Source organism: Gordonia sihwensis NBRC 108236, assembly GCF_000333035.1.
Lineage (GTDB): Bacteria > Actinomycetota > Actinomycetes > Mycobacteriales > Mycobacteriaceae > Gordonia > Gordonia sihwensis.
Map to the genome: position 1 here is coordinate 18,350 of NZ_BANU01000005.1, position 19,328 is coordinate 37,677.

20 protein-coding genes are annotated in these 19,328 nt (G+C 69.3%); 11 read left to right on the forward strand and 9 right to left on the reverse strand.

Annotated features, from left to right (window positions below):
- Nucleotides 1-48: 48 nt before the first annotated feature.
- The 4 genes from GSI01S_RS03305 (at nucleotide 49) to GSI01S_RS03320 (ending at nucleotide 4,642) form a co-directional block, all read left to right on the forward strand.
- Nucleotides 49-588 carry an FxsA family protein gene (locus tag GSI01S_RS03305; protein WP_006894957.1) on the forward strand — a complete coding sequence of 180 codons (540 nt, stop codon included), beginning with the start codon at nucleotides 49-51 and terminating at the stop codon, nucleotides 586-588.
- A 64-nt stretch (nucleotides 589-652) separates the two neighbouring features.
- Nucleotides 653-2,269, forward strand: a complete 1,617-nt coding sequence (locus GSI01S_RS03310) for an amidohydrolase (protein ID WP_039866822.1) — start codon at nucleotides 653-655, stop codon at nucleotides 2,267-2,269.
- Nucleotides 2,266-3,885: an apolipoprotein N-acyltransferase gene (gene lnt / locus GSI01S_RS03315; RefSeq protein WP_006894959.1), complete on the forward strand. Its 1,620-nt coding sequence runs from the start codon at nucleotides 2,266-2,268 to the stop codon at nucleotides 3,883-3,885. Before GSI01S_RS03310 ends, lnt begins: the two co-directional genes overlap by 4 nt.
- Nucleotides 3,866-4,642, forward strand: coding sequence for a polyprenol monophosphomannose synthase (locus tag GSI01S_RS03320; protein WP_006894961.1), 777 nt, complete (start codon nucleotides 3,866-3,868; stop codon nucleotides 4,640-4,642). The genes lnt and GSI01S_RS03320 overlap by 20 nt, the downstream gene beginning before the upstream one ends.
- Before the next feature lie 84 nt (nucleotides 4,643-4,726).
- On the opposite strand, the gene GSI01S_RS03325 is transcribed toward GSI01S_RS03320, so the two are convergent.
- A complete protein-coding gene (locus GSI01S_RS03325; RefSeq protein ID WP_006894962.1) occupies nucleotides 4,727-5,071 on the reverse strand; it encodes an RNA polymerase-binding protein RbpA in 345 nt (114 codons plus the stop codon).
- A 172-nt stretch (nucleotides 5,072-5,243) separates the two neighbouring features.
- Here GSI01S_RS03325 and GSI01S_RS03330 point away from each other — a divergent pair, with 172 nt between their 5' ends.
- From GSI01S_RS03330 to GSI01S_RS03340, 3 genes are all read left to right on the forward strand, one after another.
- Complete coding sequence (locus tag GSI01S_RS03330) at nucleotides 5,244-5,525, forward strand: hypothetical protein (RefSeq protein WP_006894965.1); 282 nt, start codon at nucleotides 5,244-5,246, stop codon at nucleotides 5,523-5,525.
- A gap of 81 nt (nucleotides 5,526-5,606) precedes the next feature.
- Nucleotides 5,607-6,407 (forward strand): adenylate/guanylate cyclase domain-containing protein, encoded by an 801-nt coding sequence (locus GSI01S_RS03335; protein WP_006894967.1) that lies wholly within the window; start codon nucleotides 5,607-5,609, stop codon nucleotides 6,405-6,407.
- 2 nt (nucleotides 6,408-6,409) lie between these two features.
- Complete coding sequence (locus GSI01S_RS03340; RefSeq protein WP_006894968.1) at nucleotides 6,410-6,694, forward strand: hypothetical protein; 285 nt, start codon at nucleotides 6,410-6,412, stop codon at nucleotides 6,692-6,694.
- A gap of 21 nt (nucleotides 6,695-6,715) precedes the next feature.
- Here the strand turns inward: GSI01S_RS03340 and GSI01S_RS03345 are convergent, their stop codons facing one another.
- Together GSI01S_RS03345 and GSI01S_RS03350 are read right to left on the reverse strand one after the other, a co-directional pair.
- Nucleotides 6,716-7,579: a crotonase/enoyl-CoA hydratase family protein gene (locus GSI01S_RS03345; protein WP_051999595.1), complete on the reverse strand. Its 864-nt coding sequence runs from the start codon at nucleotides 7,577-7,579 to the stop codon at nucleotides 6,716-6,718.
- Between the two features lie 60 nt (nucleotides 7,580-7,639).
- On the reverse strand, nucleotides 7,640-9,421 hold the full coding sequence (locus GSI01S_RS03350; RefSeq protein ID WP_006894973.1) for an alpha/beta hydrolase: 1,782 nt from the start codon (nucleotides 9,419-9,421) through the stop codon (nucleotides 7,640-7,642).
- A gap of 80 nt (nucleotides 9,422-9,501) precedes the next feature.
- Here GSI01S_RS03350 and GSI01S_RS03355 point away from each other — a divergent pair, with 80 nt between their 5' ends.
- On the forward strand, nucleotides 9,502-10,203 hold the full coding sequence (locus GSI01S_RS03355) for a VOC family protein (protein ID WP_101841570.1): 702 nt from the start codon (nucleotides 9,502-9,504) through the stop codon (nucleotides 10,201-10,203).
- A gap of 61 nt (nucleotides 10,204-10,264) precedes the next feature.
- On the opposite strand, the gene GSI01S_RS03360 is transcribed toward GSI01S_RS03355, so the two are convergent.
- Genes GSI01S_RS03360 through sfnG form a run of 5 tightly spaced genes read right to left on the reverse strand, consistent with a single transcriptional unit; the run spans nucleotide 10,265 to nucleotide 15,754 of the window.
- The gene (locus GSI01S_RS03360; protein WP_039866824.1) at nucleotides 10,265-10,762 is read right to left on the reverse strand and encodes a flavin reductase family protein; all 498 of its coding nucleotides are present in this window, start codon (nucleotides 10,760-10,762) and stop codon (nucleotides 10,265-10,267) included.
- Between the two features lie 22 nt (nucleotides 10,763-10,784).
- Complete coding sequence (locus GSI01S_RS03365; RefSeq protein WP_006894978.1) at nucleotides 10,785-12,056, reverse strand: LLM class flavin-dependent oxidoreductase; 1,272 nt, start codon at nucleotides 12,054-12,056, stop codon at nucleotides 10,785-10,787.
- Between the two features lie 19 nt (nucleotides 12,057-12,075).
- On the reverse strand, nucleotides 12,076-13,278 hold the full coding sequence (locus GSI01S_RS03370) for an acyl-CoA dehydrogenase family protein (RefSeq protein ID WP_006894979.1): 1,203 nt from the start codon (nucleotides 13,276-13,278) through the stop codon (nucleotides 12,076-12,078).
- 42 nt (nucleotides 13,279-13,320) lie between these two features.
- Complete coding sequence (locus GSI01S_RS03375; protein WP_006894981.1) at nucleotides 13,321-14,538, reverse strand: acyl-CoA dehydrogenase family protein; 1,218 nt, start codon at nucleotides 14,536-14,538, stop codon at nucleotides 13,321-13,323.
- A gap of 43 nt (nucleotides 14,539-14,581) precedes the next feature.
- Nucleotides 14,582-15,754 carry a dimethylsulfone monooxygenase SfnG gene (gene sfnG, locus GSI01S_RS03380; RefSeq protein WP_006894983.1) on the reverse strand — a complete coding sequence of 391 codons (1,173 nt, stop codon included), beginning with the start codon at nucleotides 15,752-15,754 and terminating at the stop codon, nucleotides 14,582-14,584.
- 236 nt (nucleotides 15,755-15,990) lie between these two features.
- Here sfnG and GSI01S_RS03385 point away from each other — a divergent pair, with 236 nt between their 5' ends.
- Genes GSI01S_RS03385 through GSI01S_RS03395 form a run of 3 tightly spaced genes read left to right on the forward strand, consistent with a single transcriptional unit; the run spans nucleotide 15,991 to nucleotide 17,968 of the window.
- Nucleotides 15,991-16,617, forward strand: coding sequence for an LON peptidase substrate-binding domain-containing protein (locus GSI01S_RS03385; protein WP_039866865.1), 627 nt, complete (start codon nucleotides 15,991-15,993; stop codon nucleotides 16,615-16,617).
- Nucleotides 16,618-16,620: 3 nt separating this feature from the next.
- Nucleotides 16,621-17,607, forward strand: coding sequence for a pirin family protein (locus tag GSI01S_RS03390; RefSeq protein ID WP_006894987.1), 987 nt, complete (start codon nucleotides 16,621-16,623; stop codon nucleotides 17,605-17,607).
- A 16-nt stretch (nucleotides 17,608-17,623) separates the two neighbouring features.
- Complete coding sequence (locus tag GSI01S_RS03395; protein WP_006894988.1) at nucleotides 17,624-17,968, forward strand: GNAT family N-acetyltransferase; 345 nt, start codon at nucleotides 17,624-17,626, stop codon at nucleotides 17,966-17,968.
- 55 nt (nucleotides 17,969-18,023) lie between these two features.
- Here GSI01S_RS03395 and GSI01S_RS03400 read toward each other — a convergent pair whose 3' ends face one another.
- A complete protein-coding gene (locus GSI01S_RS03400) occupies nucleotides 18,024-19,307 on the reverse strand; it encodes a flotillin family protein (protein ID WP_006894989.1) in 1,284 nt (427 codons plus the stop codon).
- Nucleotides 19,308-19,328 lie beyond the last annotated feature (21 nt).

The window sequence follows — 19,328 nt, forward strand, 5'->3', positions numbered from 1 at the left end:
AACTCTGTGTGAGCGCCGGTGACTGCACCGGCGCAGAGAGGACCTGACATGCGATACCTGTTCGTCGGCTATGTGATCGCCGAGATCGCGGCCTTCTGGGCGATGGCGCACTTCCTCGGATTCGCCTGGGCATTCCTCATCACCGTGCTAGCCGCCGGCGTGGGGTTCGCGGTGCTCGGGCGCCGAGCCCGCACGCTGGGCACCGACATGCGCAAGGCGATGCGGAACGAGATCGGCGCGGGCCGCCCGATCACCGACTCCGCTCTGTTCGCGGTCACCGCCACGCTCATGATCCTTCCCGGGATCGTGTCGACGATCGTCGGACTGTTGCTGATGACTCCGCCGGCGCGCCGCCTGCTGCGACCGGTGGTCGCCGCCACCGCTGCCCGCAGAGCCACGGCGATGGCCGGCCGGATGACGGTGATCGACCTCGGGGGCCGGCCCGCCGGCGGCCGAGGCTTCGGGTTCGGCGGGCACGGTTACGTCGACGGGACGGTCGAAGGCGTGGTCGTGGACACCACGGTGCGCAACCCGGACGGCTCGGTTCACGCCGACGTGCCGTCGCTGCCGCCGACCCGCCGCGACTGAGTAGTCCGTCACCTTGGCGAACCGCGACCGGCGCGGCAGAAGACCCGTCTGGGAGAATGACGGCGTGACGACGCAGCTGCTCCTCGGAGGCATGGTCTACTCCTCGCCGGCGGTACCCGACGCCACCGCGATGGCGGTGACCGACGGGACGGTCGTATGGGTAGGGACCGACGACGTCGGCCGGGCCCTGCACCCGGACGCGCACGTGATCGATCTGCAGGGACGGTTCGTCAGCCCCGCGTTCGTCGACTGCCATGTTCATCTCACCGACACCGGCATCGCGCTCGGCGGCCTCAACCTGTCCGGAGCCGGCAGCCGCTCGGAATGCCTGCGGATGCTGGCCGAGTACCTCTCCGAGCACGATGAGGACCTCGTCTGGGGGCTCGGCTGGGACGCATCGGCGTGGTCGAGTGACGAGCCGGGCCAGGACTCGCCGCCGACCACGTCCGACATCGACGCCGTCGCCGGCGGCCGCGCCGTGTACCTTGCCCGGATCGATGAGCATTCGGCCGCGGCGTCGTCGGGGCTGCGCCGCCTGGTTCCGGGACTCGAGTCCGAGCACGGGTACTCGCCCGAACAGCCGCTCGTCGCGGACGCGCACCACCGGGTCCGCACCACAGCGCGCAATCTGATCGGTGCCACCGCGCGCAGGCGCGCCCAGTTGCGGGCCCTCGACCACGCGGCCGCCCGCGGTGTGGTCGCCGTCCACGAGAACGGCGGCCCCGACATCAGCGGGCTCGACGACTTCCGGTCGCTCGCCGACCTCGACCACGGGGTCGGCGTGCGGCGGTACTGGGGCGAGGCGGCGTCGTCCGTCGACGAGGTGCGGCACATCCTCGACCGCACCGGGGCCGATGCCATCGGCGGCGACCTGTTCGTCGACGGCGCGCTCGGCTCCCACACCGCCTGGCTGTGCGAGCCCTACAGCGACTGGTCGAGCACCAGCGGTGTCAGCTACCTCTCCGAGCAGGTGATCCTCGATCACCTGCGCGCCACCACCGAGGCCCGCGTGCAGGCCGGCTTCCACATGATCGGTGACGCCGCCGCGGCCGCCGTCGCTCAGGCGATGGAGGTGTTGGCGGCCGAACTCGGCACGCCGGCCCTGGCGCGGTGCGTTCACCGTCTCGAACACGCGGAGATGGTGACCCGCGCCCAGGCCGAGATCTTCGCCCGGTGCGGCGCCGTCGCGAGCATGCAGCCGCTGTTCGACGCCGCATGGGGAGGCACCGAGGATCTGTACGCCACGCGCCTCGGCGATCGGGGTACCGGGTTGAACGATTTCGCGATGCTCGCGAAGGCCGGAGTGTCCCTCGCCTTCTCCAGCGACTCCCCGGTGTGCGACATCGACCCGTGGTCCACCGTCCGGGCCGCGGCGCACCATCGCACGGCCTCGAGTTCGATCTCGCCGCGCGCCGCCTTCGCGGCGTGCACCCGGGGCGGCTGGCGCGCGGGCGGGGTCAACGACGGCCTCACCGGAACGTTGGTCCCCGGTGCGCCCGCGCACTACGCCGTGTGGGAGGTGGACGAACTCGTGGTCGCAGCGGCCACCGAGAACGTGCAGCGGTGGTCCACCGATCCGCGCTCGCGGGTGCCGGCCCTGCCGGATGTGGCACCGGGAGCTCGACTGCCCGAGTGCGTCGAGACCGTCGCCGGAGGCCGGACCATCTTCCGTCGCGCGTGACCGCCGTCCGTTGGTGGCAGCGGGTCCCGGTCGCCGCGGCGGCCGGCGGCCTGATGTACGCGTCGTTTCCGCCTCTGCACCATGTGTGGTGGCTGGCGCCCGTCTCACTGGGGCTGCTGTACGCCGTCATGACCATCGGCCGCCCGTCGGTGAAGAGCTGCGCCGGGTCCGGCTTCGTCTTCGGCCTCGCCTTCTTCGTCCCGCTGCTGCCGTGGATAGGGGAGTACGTCGGACCACTGCCGTGGCTCGCGCTCGCCGCCGTGATGGCCGGCTATCTCGCGCTCTTCGGCGCTCTTGCGGCGGTCACCATGCGGCTGCGCGCGCGGCCGCTGTGGTTCGCACTCAGCTGGGTCACCGTCGAAGCCGTCCGCTCCGCCTTCCCCTTCGGTGGCTTTCCCTGGGGGCGTACCGCTTTCAGCCAGGTGGACGGCTGGTACCTGCCGCTCACGTCGGTGATCGGCGTTCCCGGCGTCTCCTTCGTGATCGCGCTCAGCGGTGCCTCCGCGGCCGCTCTGCTCGGCAGGCTCCTGCATCGACCGACCAGGACCGCCCGATCGGCGGGTGCCGCTCTGGCGATCGCGGCGGTGGTCGTGCCCCTGGCCGCCGGTGCGGCGCTGTCGCGCATCGGAAGCCCGCTGACGTCGCCGGCCGGCACCAGCGACATCGCGGCCGTGCAGGGAAACGTGCCGAGACTGGGTCTCGATTTCGACACCCAGCGCCGCGCCGTCCTCGACAATCACGTCCGGGAGACGCTCGGGCTCGCCGCCGAGATCGACTCCGGCCGGCGCAGCAGGCCCGACCTGGTGCTGTGGCCGGAGAACGCGGCCGACGCGCCTCCGACGGTGTACCGGGACTCCGCCGAGAGCATCCGGGCGGCCGTCACGGCGGTGGGCGCCCCGGTGGCCTTCGGCACCTGGATTCCCCTCGACGGCGGCGGCACCACCAATACCGTGCTGCTCTGGGGCGAACACGGCGGATTCGCCGACGACCAGCCCTCGGGACGGTACGACAAGCACATCGTCCAGCCCTTCGGCGAATACCTCCCGTGGCGCAGCTTCTTCCGGGTCTTCTCGTCGTACGCCGATCGAGCCGGCGACTTCCGGCCGGGCACGGGACCCGCGGTCCTCACCGCGCACACCCGTCACGGAGACGTGGTGATGGGCGTGTCGACCTGCTGGGAGGTGGCTTTCGACCGCGCACCCGCGCAATCGGTTCGCGAAGGCGCACAGATCCTGTTCGTGCCGACCAACAATGCGACCTTCGGCAAGACCGACATGACCTACCAGCAGCTGGCGATGTCGCAGGTCCGCGCCGTGGAGACGGGTCGCAGCGTCGTCGTGGCGGCCACCAGCGGAGTCAGCGCGCTCATCGCGCCGGACGGTTCGCTGATCGCCGAGAGCGAGATCTTCACACCCGACGTCCTGCAGGCCCGCATGGAGTTGCGGTCCGGGCAGACCCTCGCCGTCAGGCTCGGCCCCTGGCCGCAGCGGCTCGCTATCCTCGCCACGGTGGTGGCATTTTTGTACGCGCTGCGCGGACGCATTAGCCTCGATGTGTTCGCCGGTCGGAGGGGACCGGCCACGAAGAAGGAGCACGATGGCCAGCAGGCAACCTGAATCGCGCATCGTCGGGGCGAACGGCGAGGGCGCCCTCGTGGTGATCCCGACCTTCAACGAGCGCGAGAACCTGCCACACATCGTCGGTCGCCTGTTGACCGCTCAGCAGGGCATTCACGTGCTGGTGGTCGACGACTCCAGCCCGGACGGCACGGGCGAGGTCGCCGACCGGCTCGCAGCGGACGACGCGGCGGCCCGCATTCACGTCATGCATCGCACCGTCAAGGACGGTCTGGGCAAGGCCTATCTGGCCGGATTCGCGTGGGGTCTGGAGCGTGACTACGCGGTCATCGTCGAGATGGACGCCGACGGCAGTCACGCTCCCGAGCAGTTGTTCCGGCTGCTGGAGGGCATCAATGAGGGCGCCGACCTGGTGATCGGTTCGCGATACGTTCCCGGCGGCGAGCTGGTGAACTGGCCCAAGCGCCGCGAGCTCCTCTCCAAGGGTGCCAACACGTATGCGCGGCTGGCGCTCGGCGCCAAGGTCAAAGACATCACCGCCGGTTACCGCGCTTTCCGCCGAGAGGTGCTGGAGAAGATCGGTCTCGATCAGGTGGAGTCGGCGGGCTACTGCTTCCAGATCGACCTCGCGTGGCGCTCGCTGCAGAACGGCTTCACGATCCGTGAGGTGCCGATCACCTTCACCGAACGCGAGATCGGCGAGTCGAAGATGGACGGCGGCGTGATCGCGGAATCGTTCCTCAATGTCGCCCGGTGGGGAATCCGCGGCCGCCTCGACAGGCTCCGCGGACGCTAGTCTCCGGCACGGGCTCGCACCCGGAAACGAATCAGCCCCCGGAGAATCGATTTCTCCGGGGGCTGACGTCGTATTGCGCCGCGGTTATGCCGAGCCGCCGCGCCGGCGCTGCTTGAGCAGGTCCAGACGTTCGGCCAGCAGCACCTCGAGTTCCTCTTCGGAGCGACGCTCCAGGAGCATGTCCCAGTGCGTGCGCGGCGGCTTGCCCTTCTTCTCCTCGGGCACGCCGCCTTCGAGGAGCTTGCCCTCCATGCCGTTCTTGCACGGCCACGTCGCGGGAATCTCCGCATCGTCGGCGAACGGGATGTCGAAGATCTCACCGTTGTCGGTGCGGTACTGGACGAGCCGACGCGGCGCGAGGTCGTGATCACGGTCGGTCTCGTAGCTCACCGCCCCGAGCCGGCTACCACGCAGGACTCGATCAGCCATGAAGTCTTCCTCTCAAACGGTCGGGTGACGGTGTCCATTCTACGCGGTCCACGACGTGGACGGCGTTCCACGGTACCGTCGTGATGTGTCCGAATCCCCGGCTCCCGAAAGCCCTGCGAACGAACCGCAGTCTCGTCGCCGCCCGTACGCATGCGCCTGGTGCGGTCGTCAGATGGTGGATTCGGAGCGGGGGCGCAGACGCAAGTACTGCAAGCGGTCGTGCCGGCAGCGCGCCTACGAACAGAGAACGCTCCTCGAGGGCACCTCTATTCCCGAGGATGCGATCATCCTCAGCCACGCGGAGGCCGAAGACCTCGGAGACCGGATGTTCGCGCTCCGCTGCGCTGCGGAGGACTTGTCGACCGCACTCGGGGAGAAGGCCGATCGTCAGACGCTGACCGACCTGGCCGCCGAGGTCCTGCGGCTGGCGAGTGAGGCCGAACGGTTGCGTTGATCGCCGGCTGCCGAGCCGGGAGAGGCAGGTCACGGACTTCCGGAGCCGGCGGCGCGCGCGAACGCCGTTAAGATCGTCAGAGTGAACGACGAACGGCGCGACGACTCGGCCCCCGACGTCGTCTCCGTGCGTCCTCTTCACCGGGCGGGGGAACTGCTCGCGCGCACCGATGAGAGCCAGGCGGCTGTTCGGGCCGCTCAGATCGCGCGCAGGCTCGCGCCGGTGGACGGCCGACTCCCGTCCGGCGACCGCACCTCCGACCGGGTCGCCCGCCTCCTCAACGACGTGCGGCCCGACCGTCCCAGCGCGATCCGGGAACTCGGTCTGGCCTCGGTGGCCGTCTGGCAGTCGCTCATCGAACGCAGACGCCCCGACCCGGCCGGTCCGATCCCGGCCACGATTCTCTTCACCGACCTCGTCGGCTTCTCGTCCTGGGCGCTGCGCGCCGGAGACGACCAGGTGCTGGAGTTGTTGACCGCCGTCAACGCTGCGTGCGAGGAGGTGATCAGGGCGCACGGCGGCCAGGTGGTGAAAACGCTCGGCGACGGCACGATGGCAGTCTTCCTCGATCCGGGGGAGGCTATCGCCGCAGCTCACGAGGCGGTGGGTGCGGTGAGCGCGATCGTAGTCGGCGGCTTCCGGCCGGCTCTGCGCGCCGGGCTGCACACCGGCACCCCGCGAGCGGTCGGTTCGGATTTCCTCGGTGTGGACGTGAACATCGCGGCGCGGGTCTGCGATGCGGCGGGCGGTGGCGAGGTGTATGCGAGCGAGTCCGCCCTCGACCAGCTCGATCCCGATGACTATGTGCTCCGCCGCAAGCGGTTCAAGGCCAAGGGCGTACCGCGCGAACTCCAGGTGTTCCGCGTCGTTCCGCGGTACTGACGATGCCCTTCGACGACGACGAGCTGGAAGAGTTCTACCGGCGCATCGAATCGCGGACCGCGGCGGCGAATGCGCGTCCGCGCAAGCGCAGGCGCCAGGTGCCCCGCGTGCAGTTCGCCTGTCCGACGCCGGAGAAGATCGCCTATCCGTCGCAGGCGGCGGTGACCGGCGCGATCCTGGCGGTGGCTCGCAACTCTCGAGGTCGCCCCAGCCTTCGGTCATACGAATGTGTGTGCGGCGCATGGCATCTCACGAGTGCCATACCCCGCCCGCCGGGCAGCCGGTGATCCGGGTGCCCGGCGACGGCGTCACTGCCCGCGGAAGTTCGGCGGACGCTTCTCGAAGACGGCGGTGACCGCCTCGGTGAGATCGTCGCTCGGCAGGAAGGCCGCGTTCCACGCCGCGACGTAGCGGAGGCTGTCGTCGACGCGCGCGCTCCGGCTGTGATCGAGGACATCCTTGACGCCCTGCACTACGAGGGGAGCGTTGGCCGCGATCTCGGCCGCGATCCCCCGCGCGGCGGCAAGGGTGGCGTCCTTGTCGTCGTACACGTCGCTGACGAGACCGATCTTCTCTGCGCGAGCGGCATCGATGTCCTTGCCGGTCAGCGCGAGTTCACGGGTGTGACCTTCGCCGATGATCAGCGGCAGCCGGGCGAGCGAGCCCATGTCCGCGACGATGGCGACCTTGACTTCGCGCACGCTGAACTTCGCGTCGGCGCTGGCCACCCGGATGTCGGCGGCGCTGATCAGGTCGACGGCACCGCCGATGCACCAGCCCGAGATCGCGGCGACGACCGGCTTGCGGCAGTCGGCGACGGCGTCGATGGCCCGCTGCATGCGCTTGATGGTGTGGTGGAACTCAGTGCGCGGACCGGCCTTCGCATCCGGGGCCAGCACCTTGCCGAAGTCGCCCATCATCGCGGGCAGGTCGAGGCCGAACGAGAAGTGCTTGCCCGATCCGGAGAGCACCACTGCGCGCACATCCGGGTCCGCGTCGATCGCCTCGAACAGCGGGGCGGACTCGGCCCAGAAGTCGGGGCCCTGAGCGTTGCCCTTGCTGGGGCCGATGAGCGTCACCTCGGCGACGTGATCGGCGACGGTCACCTCGAACGCCTTGTAGGGATGCGTCCGGTATGCGGGGGAGTCCGTGAGAGTCTTGTCCTGAGTCACGGACCCGATGCTACCCACCCGGGGTTACTCATGAGTAACCCCGGGTGGATCCGGCAGTCGTCAGTCGCGATGCAGCCGCGGCAGCAGTTCGGCGGTCTTCTGATCGGTCCACCCTTCGGGGGTGAGGATCGCTGCCCACGCCGTCGGGATCTCTCGCAGATAGTTGTGACCGTGTCCGTCGGGGACGTCGACGGCCACCGCCATATCGGCGGCGACCTGCAGGAAGGTGACGAACGGGATCCAGTTCACCGCTGAGAGCACGTCGGAGCCACGGGGCTCCTTGAGCCAGTCGGGCTTGTTGAGCACGAGATCCGGATTCCACCACGAGATGGGATCGGACGCGTGCTGTAGGTAGACGATGCGACCGCGGTCCCATTCCACACCGGCCGGGCGGTCGAGGTCCTTGGCCCTGTTGATGAATCGGACCTGCTCACCGTCATTGAAGATCGGCAGCACTTCCGAGGTACCGGCGTCACGGTCGGCGGTGGTGTCCACCCACGTCTGGTTGCTGAACGTGGGGCCGGTCAGCAGGGCGCCGTCGGTCCGGGCGCTCATCGTCGCGACAGAGCCGAACGGGGCCTCGGCGCCGAACGATCCGAGGCTCTCGCCGAAGACCACGACCTTGGGCCGTTGCGCCTCGGGGATACGCCGCACCAGCCGGTCGACCGCCTCGAACAGCGCGCGTCCGGCCTGGCGCGCGCGCTCCTGGTCGACGAGGAACGAGAGCCAGCTCGGCAGCATCGAATACTGCATGGACACCATCGCGGTGTCGCCGTTGTACATGTACTCCAGGGAGTCGAGGTTGGCCTGATTGACCCAGCCGGTGCCCGTCGACCCAGCGATGCCGATCAGTTTGCGCTGCAGACCGCCCGTCCGGACCAGTTCCTGGGCCGCCAGTTCAGCGCTGTCTTGGATCGAGTCCGCCGAATCGAGCCCGGCGTAGACCCGGATGGGTTCTTTCGCCGGCGCCTTGTTGAACGCCTCGAGTTCGGCGACCGTCGGGCCGGTCGAGACGAAGGTGCGACCCATGCGGCCCAGGCTCGCCCAGCTGACCACCGACTCCGGTCCGCCGGAACGCAGTGTGGAGGTCGGGGGAGCCGAATCGGGATTGGTCTCATTGTTCAGCGCCGCGAAGGAGTTGTTCAACGCCGACATGCCGTAGTCGGCGACCGCGCCGTTGAGGATCAGGACGCTCACGACGACCATCACCGTCGCCGCGGTGATCCCGGCGATCCGGGGTGGGATGCGCCGGCTCATGCGGCGCGCGAGCATCCGCAGCAGCGCACCCCATGCCTGTCCGACGCCGAGCAGGACCCCGAAGACCACCACCGCCACCACCACGATGATCGGGTACGCGGTCCAGTTGAGGTGTTCCACGCCCATCAGGTCACGCAGTTCCTCCTGCCAGCGGTGATACCAGTAGAGCATGAAGACGGTGCCTGCGAGGAAGACGATCGTGAGTCCCACCCACCACCATCCGCGCGGACGCGGCCAGGGTTCTCGACGGGACACCAGGTATCGCGCCAGCCATGTGAAGAAGGCTCCGATCGCGTAGCCGATCGCGGCGGCAGCGGCGCTGACGAGGCCTTGGAACAGGGGTCCGCGCGGCAGCAGCGACGGTGTCACCGACAGCCACAGCAGGACCGTCGCGACGACCAGACCGCCGTACGACAATCTTTTGGAGTACCGCGACCACAGACGCACCACGGCATTCGGAGACGAGGCGTTCGGAGACGAGGCGTCCGATTCCGCATCGCCGGCGTGCGCGGCGTCGGCGCGGGTCTCTTCGACGGCGTCGGCTTCGGTCGCCGGCGGCGCGTCGGTCGGTTCTTCAGCGGCCATGAGCCTGCCTTCCATGTGCCTGGTGTGACCCCTCACTTTAGAAGCAGGAGTGCCGAGATCGCGTGTGCCACGATGGTTTCGTGAACTCGATCCCTGATCCGCTGTCCATCGCCGACGTCCACGTGAGCCTGCCGGTGGCCGATCTCGACGCCGCGTCGCGGATGTACGACCTTCTCCTGGGTGAATCCGAGGGGCTGCGCTGGGCGGCGTCGAATGCGACGGTCGCACTCCGGGACGGGCGGACCGACGCCGACGCGCACGCCGTCGAACCGACGGTCGACTTGACCGTGGCCGATTACGACGGTGCCGCAGCGCTCCTGCGCCGGCGGGGCCTGACCCTGGCCGATAAGGACGGCGCTGCGGCGATCGTCGGCGCCTCGCCGCTGCGCATCACCGCCGGCCCGCAGGTCCGGCCCACCGGCCGGATGCTCGACCACATCGTCCTCACCGCGCCCGATGCCGACCGCGCCGTCGCGCTCCTCGGCGGCCGGCTCGGGATCAACCTGCGCCTCGTCCGCGAACTCGGCGACGGGATGTGCCAGCTCTTCTTCCGGACACGGACCGTCGTGATCGAGGTCGTCGCCGGAGCCCCGGACGCCGGCGACCACCTCGGACTCATGGGACTGGCCTGGCGCACCGACGACATCGTCGCCGAACGGCATCGCCTGGCAGGCGCCGGCCTCGAAGTCAGCGATGTCCGCACCGGCCGCAAGGGAGGCACTCGCGTATGCACCGTCCGAGAACCGGCACTGGGCACGGCCACCCTGCTCATCGAGCAGTAGGCATCGCGCAGTAGGGATCGCGCAGTAGTCAGCCAGCAGCAGCGACTTCCGCGCCGAAGGCTCAGTCCGCTTCGAGCGCCGACACGCGGTGCCACCGGCTCCGGTAGAAGACCAGCGGATCGACAGTCGGGTCACCGGAATGTCGATCGACGGCGAGCACCGCGATCACATGGTCGCCCGCGGTGACGATCTGCCGCGGCCGGGTGACGAACACCGCGGCGGCTCCGTCGAGCAGAACGGCGCCGCCGGCCTCACGGCGCCAACCAAGACCGTCGAATCTGCGCGGAGCCGGTCGACGGAAGGCGTCGGCCACCGGCGGCTGGTCCGCGGCGAGCACGCTCACTCCCCACTGCGGCACAGCCGAGAGCCGCGGGAGCGTGGTCGACGTCGCAGCGATGTTGACCGACACCAACGGCGGGTCCAGTGACACCGAGGTGAACGAACTCGCGATCAGGCCGAACGGTCCGTCCGCATCGACGGCGGCCACGGTGACCAACCCGGTGGGGTAGCGGGCCATGGTTGCCCGCAACGTCGGCTCGGTTTCGAACGCGGTGGTCATCACCAGAGTCCTCCCCGCGGCGTCAGTGTGCGGCCGTCTGAAAAGGCGCGGCCGCGACGCGTCCGGGAGTGTTTCCCGGCACCGCGAACAGACCGCGCAGCACCAACTGCGGTATCACGCCTTCCCCGAACCAGTACAGCTCTTCCAAGTGCGGGTAACCCGACAGGACGAACTCATCGATGCCCAGCGCGGCGTACTCGGCGATGCGGTCGGCCACCTCGGCATGACTGCCCACTAGCGCGGTGCCCGCGCCTCCGCGCACCAGACCGACACCCGCCCACAGGTTCTCGGCCACTTCCAGAGCCCGCGGATCGCGCCACGATCCGTCACCGCGGTGGGCGGCGTGCAGATCGCGCATCGCCGCCTGTCCCGCCGACTCGCTGCGTGCCAGGCCCTCCTGGGCGGCGCGAACGGTGTCCTCGTCGAGCGCTGCGAGCAGGCCGGCTGCCGCGGTCCACGCCTCGTCCGCGGTGTCCCGGGAGATGACGTGCAGCCGAATGCCGAATCGCACCGTTCGGCCCCGCTGCGCGGCGAGGCCGCGGATCCAGTCGATCTTCGCCGCCACCGCCGCCGGCGGCTCGCCCCAGGTCAGGTAGACGTCACTGTGCCGCGCGGCGACGGGACCGGCCTCGGGAGAGGATCCGCCGAAGTAGATCGGGATCTCCTCCGCGGGCAGCCGATGCAGCGCTGCGTCGTCGACCTGCAGGTGCCTGCCGCGGTGCGTCACCCGTTCGCCGCGCCACAGTCCGCGGACCACGGTCAGGAACTCGTCGGTGCGGGCGTAGCGCGAGGGTTTGTCGAGGAAGTCGCCGAACGCCCGCTGTTCATGGGGCTCGCCGCCGGTGACCACGTTCAGCAGGAGCCTGCCGGGCGCGTGCCTGCTGAAGGTCGCAGCCATCTGTGCGGCAAGAGTCGGGCTCACCAGCCCCGGACGGAGGGCGACCAGGAATCCCAGGCGCTCCGACTCTCGCGCGATCATCGCCGTCGTGAGCCAGGCGTCCTCGCACCAGGCACCGGTGGGCGTGAGTGCCGCGGTGAATCCGAAGTCCTCCGCCGCGCGGGCGATCGAACTCAGGTAGCCGATCGAGGCGGGCCGATCGCCGCGGGCGGCCCCGGCCGGAAGCCCGTGTCCGCCGCCGACGATGAACCGGGAATCGCCGTAGGTCGGCAGAAACCAGTGGAGCTTCAGTGCGGGGCGCTCGGTGTTCGACTGCTCTGACGGACTCGCGACCGGAGGTGTCGGGATCGCGGACCGGTTGGCCGTCACGGTGGTCGAGGAGGGGGTCTGTGCCATGTCTTCTTCCTGTGGAGGATCAGATGTTGCCGTGGGCGGGGGGCCGGGTGCCCGCGAGCGCCCATCGGCCGAGATGAGCGAGCTTCCATCGCTCGGGATCGTGAAGGGTGTGGGTTCGCGCGTCGCGCCAGTACCGCGAGAGGTTCGACGCCGCCGCGGCCGCCCTGGTGCCGCCGAAGTCGAACAGCGCCTCGCCCGCATGCCGGGCCGCACGCCCGGCGGCGACCTTGGCCGCGGCCGTGGCCAGCGACGCCTCTGCGACGAGCTCGGGCGGCTCGCCTGCGACTTCGGCCGTCTCGATGGCCCGGACCGCGGCGTCGAGCAGAGCCCGCGCCGCGCGGACCGTGAGTTCGAGTTCGCCGGCCGAGGCCAGCAGGAGGGGATCGTCGACCGCGCGCTCGACGCCGGCCTCGAACCAGGGGCGAGCGCGTTGCGCGGCCTCGGCTCCGGCCGCCAGCGCACCGGAGGCCAGACCGGCGTCGACGGCGGCGTGCAGCAGCTGCGCGCGAGCGCCATACGTGCTCGGTCTCTCGAACAGCTCGTCGAAAGCCACCACCTGCTCCGGCTCGACCGGAACATCGTCGAACTCGACCGTCCCCGATGCGGAGGTCCGCTGGCCGACCGCGTCCCAATCGTCGAGGATCGACACGCCTTCGGTCTCGGCCGGCAGATAGACCAGAACGCGACCGCCGTCGGGGCCGAGGGCGCGCACCGCCAGCAGATCGGCGAGGACCGCACCGGTGCAGTAGAACTTCTCGCCCGACAGGCGCAGTCCGCGCGCTGTCCGAACCACGCTCGTAGCGTCGTCCACGGCTGTCGCGCCGCCGCGCTCGCTCTGGGCGTTGGCCAGGCGCGCACCGCCGGCGACCCGTCCGAAGACCTCCTCGGCGAGTCCGGGCGGCGCGAGCCGCGCGAGGGCGTCGAGGAAGGTGAAGTGGCTCTGGGGGATCTGCGCCAGGCTCGGGTCGACGGCGGCCAGTGCGGCGATGAGCCCCGCCGCCGACCCGATGCCCAGACCGTGTCCGCCGTACTCCACCGGAACGGTGACCGCCAGCAATCCCGCCCCCGCCAGGAGATCGAGCTCCGCGCGGGGAAGCACGCGGTCGCGGTCGCGGTCCGAGGCGGTGCGCGCGATCTCCGGCAGCAGGCCCGGTAGAACGGTGGCGATAGGATCGGCTGTGACGGCGGTGGTCTCTGCGGCTCGATTCGAGACGGGACTCATGGTGGAGAGGACCTCTGGGTTCGACGGCGGGCGGTGGTCGGTTCAGCTGTACAGCGTGAACTGCGGGGCGCGGCGGTTCAGCGTCCAATCGCCGACCTCGCGGGCCTTGTATGCGACCGGATCGTGCACCGTGTGCGTTCGCAGGTTGCGCCAGTGCCGATCGAAGCCGTAGGAGGTCGTCGTCGCGCGAGCTCCCTGGATCTCGAACAGCCGCGAAGCCACGTCGAGGGACACCTTGGTCGTGACGTACTTGGCCTCGGCGATCGCGATCGCGGCTTCGGCACGCTGGTCGGGCGTGAGGTCCGGGCCGATGTCGAGTGCGCTCTGCAGCGCCTCACCCGCGTGGTCGGCGAGCAACGCCGCGGCGGTGACCTCGGAGCGCAGCGCGCCGACCAGCTCGAGGATGTACGGATCGTCGGTCGCGCTCTCCAGACCGGAGGTCTCCCACGGTGAGGCGTGCAGGCGAGTCCAGTCCAGTGCCTCCTCGAGTGCACCTTCGGCGGTGCCGATGTAGAAGTTGACGAAAGCCAGCTGCCAGTGCGGGGTCACGAGAGTCTGATATGCGCTCGGCACGCGTCCGGTCAGCGGATCCTCGCCGAGGATCTCGCTGCGCTCGATGCGCACACCGTCGAAGACCACTCCGCCGGAGTCGGTCAGTCTCTGGCCGATGTTGTCCCAGTCGTTCAGCGGTGTGAACCCTTCGCGCCGGGCCGGGATGGACAGGAACACCAGGTCGCCGTCGAGTTCGGCGGTCACCGACAGCTGGTCGGCGACACCGGCTCCCGAGGCGAAGGTGCGCCGGCCGTCGAGCCGGAAACCGGACCCGTCACGGGTGAGCGTCAGACCGGATGCGCCGCGCGGATTCTGCACGCCGCCCCAGAAGGGCTTGAACTGTGCGTTGCGGCGCGAGAGTTCGTCGGCCTGATCGGCGGTCCCGAACAGGTGCGGTATGCGCTGCTGTGCGTAGTGGTAACCGAGCAGGTGCGCGATCGAGGTGTCCCCGCGGGCGACGCGTCGGGTCAGTTGCTGCGACTGCGAATAGTCCAGTCCCGAGCCTCCGTACTCCACCGGCTCACCGACCTGCAGCAGGTCGGCTTCGCGAAGCAGTTCGATCTCGGCCAGCGGCGGCTTGTTCGCGCGATCACGCTCGGCGGCGGTGGCCCGCAATTGCGCCGCGACGAGGTCGGCGCGGCGCAGCGCGGCGTCGAACCGGGCCAGGTCGTCGGACGCGGGCGGTGCGGTGTGGTCGGTGACGGTCATGGGTTGCCTTCTTTCGATCCGGATGGAATGAGGAGGTGGGAGCTCACCGGGCGGCGAGGACGCCGTGACGGGCGAGCTCGGATTCGAGGCGGCCGCTGACGGCGAGGTCGTTCTCGAGATCGCGAACGATCGGCAGGATCTTCTCGCCGAAGTAGACGACGTCCTCGTGGTAGTGCAGAAAGCCCAGGAGCAGCAGATTCACGCCGCGGGTCTTGTAGGCGACGATGCGCTCGGCGATCTGTTCGGGTGTGCCGATCAGTCCGGTGCGGAAACCGTCGTTGTACTGGACGAGGTCGGCGAACTCCGAGTCCTGCCACATGCCCTTGCCGTCCGAGGTGGACGAGCCGGCCTGCTTGACCGCGGATCCGAATCCCTCTACTGCCTCGCGGTCCGCCTTGTCGACGATCTCTCGGAGCACGTCGCGGGCCTCGCTCTCCGTGTCGCGTCCGATGAGGAAGCCGTTGAGGCCGAACTTGACCGTGCGGTCGTGCAGTGCCGCTTCGGTGAGCACGTCGCTGACCTGCTCGCTGATACCGTCGAAGTCTCTACCGTTGCTGAAGTACCAGTCCGAGACCCGACCGGCCATCGCTCGAGCCGCGGTCGAGTTGCCGCCTTGGAAGATCTCCGGATGCGGGCGTCCGGGCAGGTCGAGCGGCTTCGGCTTCAGATCGAAATCATGGAGACGATAGAAGTCGCCCGCGAGGTCGGCGTGGTCGTCGGTCCAGATCCGCCGTAGGTAGGTGATGAACTCCTCGGCGCGGCGGTAGCGTTCGTCGTGCTCGAGCCACGGCTCGCCGAGCTTGGTGAACTCATCCTTGAACCAGCCGCTCACGACGTTGACCGCGGCGCGGCCCCCGGACAGATGGTCGGCGGTGGCGAGGAACTTGGCGAGGACGCCCGGGTGCCAGAGCCCGGGATGGACCGCGGCGATGACTTTGAGCCGCTCGGTGGCGAGCAGCAGAGCGAGCGAGAAACTGGTCGACTCGTGCTGGTACGCGGCACCGTACGAGGCCGTGTAGCGGACCTGGCTCAGTGCGTAGTCGAAGCCGTTGTTCTCGGCGAGCCGGGCGAGAGTGCGGTTGTAGTCGTACCCCCAGTCGGTGCGCTGTTCGATACGGGAGACGACCAGACCGCCGCTGACGTTCGGCACCCAGTACGCGAACTGGAGCGGCTGATACGCGGTCTCGAGACGACGGTCGGAACTGTTGGTGGACATGACGAATAGACCTCCGGTGAGGTTGGTGACGAGAGTTCGGTGAAGCAGGACGGGGCCGGCGATCGGCGCCGCCGGATCGGGCGGAGCGGATCAGGCGGGACCGATCAGCGACATCGGCGGGGTGAGTACATCGGCGCGAGCACGTTGACAGTGTGCTGTTCGCACGGGAAGGCCGACAACCATTCGAATCAGGGTGGGTCTGACCGACCGCGGGTAGGGTGATCGGCGTGAGGGAGATGCCGATGTTTCCGCTGGGCGCTGTGCTCCTGCCAGGGGAGCAGCTGCCTCTCCGGATCTTCGAACCCCGTTATGCGGCAATGCTTCCCGTGGTGGAGAAGAACGGCGGCGAGTTCGGTGTCGTGTTGATCGAGCGCGGCTCGGAAGTCGGCGGCGGCGACGTGCGTTCGATGGTGGGCACCGTGGCGAGGATCGACCGCCTCACCGACGCGGGACCGGGCCGCTACTCCTTGCTCTGCAGCGGAACCTCGCGCATCCGGGTGACCGAGTGGCTGCCCGACGATCCGTATCCGCGTGCTCTGGTCGAGGATCTCCCCGAGCCGGACACCGGCCCCGTCGAGTGGTCGGACGTCCTGGAGAAGCGGGCTCAGCTGCAACTGCTCTGCGGGCAGGGCGGCCGGAAGGATCCGCAGTTGCGGTGGATCGCCTCGCAACTCGCCGCGCCGGTCGACTACGGCGACGGCGACCCGGTCACGGAGACGTTTCGCGCCGCCTCGGATCTTCCACTCGGACCGGCCGACCGGCAGAGCGTGCTGGAGAGCCCCGATCCGGGATCGCGGATCGATGTGATCGACGCCGCGCTCGACGACCTGATCGCAGCGCTCAGATTCAGATTGAGGGGTTGATCGATGAGCAACATGGAGGCACAGCCCGCCGAGGTGGAGTGCGGTGCGACGCCCGCGGCCGGTGTGGAAGTGATCGAACCTCGCCTGGTGCCGCTCGGCGGCATCCGGGCGATGAAGGTGAACCGGACGTTGCCGACACGTGATCGATCGATGATCGGCGCCTGGTGCTTCGCCGACCATTACGGTCCCGAACCGGTCTCGGAGTCGGGCGGGATGCGGGTGCTGCCGCATCCGCACACCGGACTGCAGACCGTGAGCTGGCTGTTCGAAGGAGAGATCGAGCACCGCGACAGCGCGGGGGTGCACGCGATGGTGCTGCCGGGGGAGATGAACCTGATGTCCGCCGGCCGCGGGATCAGTCACTCCGAGGTTTCCACACGCCGGGTGGAGACGCTGCACGGGGTGCAGCTGTGGGTCGCGCTGCCTGACGGCGCCCGCCACGGGGAGAACGGCTTTCAGCACTATCGTGCACCCTCGGTGGACCTGACCGATGCGTCGGGAGCCGTGGTCGGCAGCATGAAGGTATTCGTGGGCGACTCGGGCGGATCGTCGGCGGAGATCGTCACGGCAACACCGCTGCTCGGCGCGGAACTGTCGATCGACCCGGGCGCGTGTGCGGTCTTGGAGGTCGACGAGTCCTTCGAGCACGGTGTTCTGCTCGACACGGCCGCCGCGGAGGTCGGCGGAGTCCGGATCGGGCGCGCTTCGCTCGCCTATGTGGGCCCGGGGTCCAGCCGGCTCGAAGTGCACAATCCCACGGACCGACCGGCACGCGCGGTGCTGCTCGGCGGCGAGCCCTTCGCCGAGGACATCGTCATGTGGTGGAACTTCGTCGGCCGCGACCACGACGAGATCGCCGAGTACCGCGAGGAATGGCAGCGGCGGTCGGAACGTTTCGGAACAGTGGGCGGCTGGGGAGCCGACGAATGGATCCCAGCGCCGCCGCTGCCGAACACTCGGCTGAAGCCGCGCAGGCGGACTCGACCATGACGAGAGGGGACGGGCGATGACCGACGCAGGACACACCGACGCAGAACGCACGGAGGTGGTCCGGAACGACGCGCTGGGCCGTTACGAGATCCTGGTGAACGGTGAGACCGCCGGATTCACCCGATTCATCGACCGTGGAGACCAGCGGATCTTTCCACACACCGAACTCGACGACCGGTTCTCCGGTCGCGGTCTCAGCTCCGTCCTGGTCCGTGAGGCGCTCGACGACACCCGGGCCGCGGGCCGGCGGGTGGTGGCCGTCTGTCCGCTCGTGGCCAAGTATGTGAGCAAGCATGAGGAGGTGGCCGATCTCGTCGATCCGGTGACCCCGGACATCCTGCAGTTCCTGCGGGGCGAATAGACCACCGGGCCGGGGCAGCGCTGCCCCGGCCCGGTGGCCCGTCAGTGATCCACCGTCAGTGATCCTGGGGAGGCTCCGCCGGCGCGGCGCGCCCGCTTCCGTCGGTATCACTGGTCCCGAGGTCGGACAGCATCTGCGCGACGTCGATACCGGTGGCGCCGCGGATCAGCTCCATGGTGCTCACCAGGCTCGATCCCGCGCCCTTGGCGACCGGGCTCACCGAGTCGCCGACCAGTGTGATGTTCGCATCGGCCAGCGGTGCCGAGGCCGCGCGGACGATGTCGGGGAGCTTGCTCAGCACCAGTTCCAGCTGGCCGACCTCGTCGAGCTTGCCGAGCGCCTCGGCGCGCTTCTCCAGGGCGTCGGCCTCGGCCTCGCCGGTGATCCGGATACCCTCGGCCTTGGCCGCCGCCTCGGCGATGATCTCGGCTTTACGGGCCTCGGCCCGCTGTTGCGCCGCATACAGCTCGGCTTCGGCGGGGCGGCGCACCTCGGCGTCGAGCTGTGTGTCGCGCAGTCGGGCGGTCTGCTCGGCGACCTCGTTGTCCTTCTCCACCTGAATGCGCCGGCGTTCGGCCTCGACCAGCGGGCGGACCGCGTCGGCCTCGGCCGCCGCACGGTCGGTGGCCTGGCGGGCGGCTTCCCGCTCGATGTCGAGCTCGCGCTGCTGCTCGATGATCGCCTGCTCGTTCTCGATGCGGCTCTGTTCGGCCACGCGGTGGGCCACGGCGCGCGACCGTGCTGCGATCGCGGCCTGATCCGATCGCTCCTTGGCGGCGAGGTCGGAGAAGTACTGGCCGTCCGAGTCCTGGACGTCGTTGATCGAGAAGCTGTCGAGGATCAATCCCTGGTTGCCGAGGATCTCCTTGATCGAGCGCGCGACCTGGTCGACGAGTTGCTGCCGATCGACGAGGATGCTCTTGGCGGTCATTGTGCCGACGATCGACCGCAGCTCACCGGAGAGCTGCTCGGTGACGAGGGCCTTGACCCGGTTGAGGTCGTCGCCGAAACGCGGACCCGCCTTGAGGATGGCTTCCGGCGTGTCGCCGACCTTGACGACCGCGACGCCTCGAACCTTCAGCTCGATGCCGTCGTTGGCCGGGGTCGAGGTGTCCAGATCGGCCTTGACCGATGACAACTGCACCCGGGTCGCGCGCTGCACCACCGGAAGCACGAATGTTCCGGTTCCGCGATACACCTTGCCCTCGTGCCCCTTGCCGGTGCCGGTGACGATGAACGCCTCTTCCGCTCCCGGCACGCGGTAGCGCGACAGCACGAGCAGGACGATGAGGACGAGTAGCACCACGATGGCCACTACGGCGCCGATGACGGCTCCCATCTTGCGGGTTCCTTTCGTTGC

What these genes read in the sequence shown, in the direction of transcription:
- GSI01S_RS03305 (WP_006894957.1), top strand. Translation starts at nt 49, where the DNA reads ATGCGATACCTGTTCGTCGGCTATGTGATCGCCGAGATCGCGGCCTTC.
- GSI01S_RS03320 (WP_006894961.1), top strand. Translation starts at nt 3,866, where the DNA reads ATGGCCAGCAGGCAACCTGAATCGCGCATCGTCGGGGCGAACGGCGAG.
- GSI01S_RS03325 (WP_006894962.1), bottom strand. Translation starts at nt 5,071, where the DNA reads ATGGCTGATCGAGTCCTGCGTGGTAGCCGGCTCGGGGCGGTGAGCTAC.
- GSI01S_RS03330 (WP_006894965.1), top strand. Translation starts at nt 5,244, where the DNA reads ATGGTGGATTCGGAGCGGGGGCGCAGACGCAAGTACTGCAAGCGGTCG.
- GSI01S_RS03340 (WP_006894968.1), top strand. Translation starts at nt 6,410, where the DNA reads ATGCCCTTCGACGACGACGAGCTGGAAGAGTTCTACCGGCGCATCGAA.
- GSI01S_RS03350 (WP_006894973.1), bottom strand. Translation starts at nt 9,421, where the DNA reads ATGGCCGCTGAAGAACCGACCGACGCGCCGCCGGCGACCGAAGCCGAC.
- GSI01S_RS03360 (WP_039866824.1), bottom strand. Translation starts at nt 10,762, where the DNA reads ATGACCACCGCGTTCGAAACCGAGCCGACGTTGCGGGCAACCATGGCC.
- GSI01S_RS03365 (WP_006894978.1), bottom strand. Translation starts at nt 12,056, where the DNA reads ATGGCACAGACCCCCTCCTCGACCACCGTGACGGCCAACCGGTCCGCG.
- GSI01S_RS03370 (WP_006894979.1), bottom strand. Translation starts at nt 13,278, where the DNA reads ATGAGTCCCGTCTCGAATCGAGCCGCAGAGACCACCGCCGTCACAGCC.
- GSI01S_RS03375 (WP_006894981.1), bottom strand. Translation starts at nt 14,538, where the DNA reads ATGACCGTCACCGACCACACCGCACCGCCCGCGTCCGACGACCTGGCC.
- sfnG (WP_006894983.1), bottom strand. Translation starts at nt 15,754, where the DNA reads ATGTCCACCAACAGTTCCGACCGTCGTCTCGAGACCGCGTATCAGCCG.
- GSI01S_RS03385 (WP_039866865.1), top strand. Translation starts at nt 15,991, where the DNA reads ATGCCGATGTTTCCGCTGGGCGCTGTGCTCCTGCCAGGGGAGCAGCTG.
- GSI01S_RS03390 (WP_006894987.1), top strand. Translation starts at nt 16,621, where the DNA reads ATGAGCAACATGGAGGCACAGCCCGCCGAGGTGGAGTGCGGTGCGACG.
- GSI01S_RS03395 (WP_006894988.1), top strand. Translation starts at nt 17,624, where the DNA reads ATGACCGACGCAGGACACACCGACGCAGAACGCACGGAGGTGGTCCGG.
- GSI01S_RS03400 (WP_006894989.1), bottom strand. Translation starts at nt 19,307, where the DNA reads ATGGGAGCCGTCATCGGCGCCGTAGTGGCCATCGTGGTGCTACTCGTC.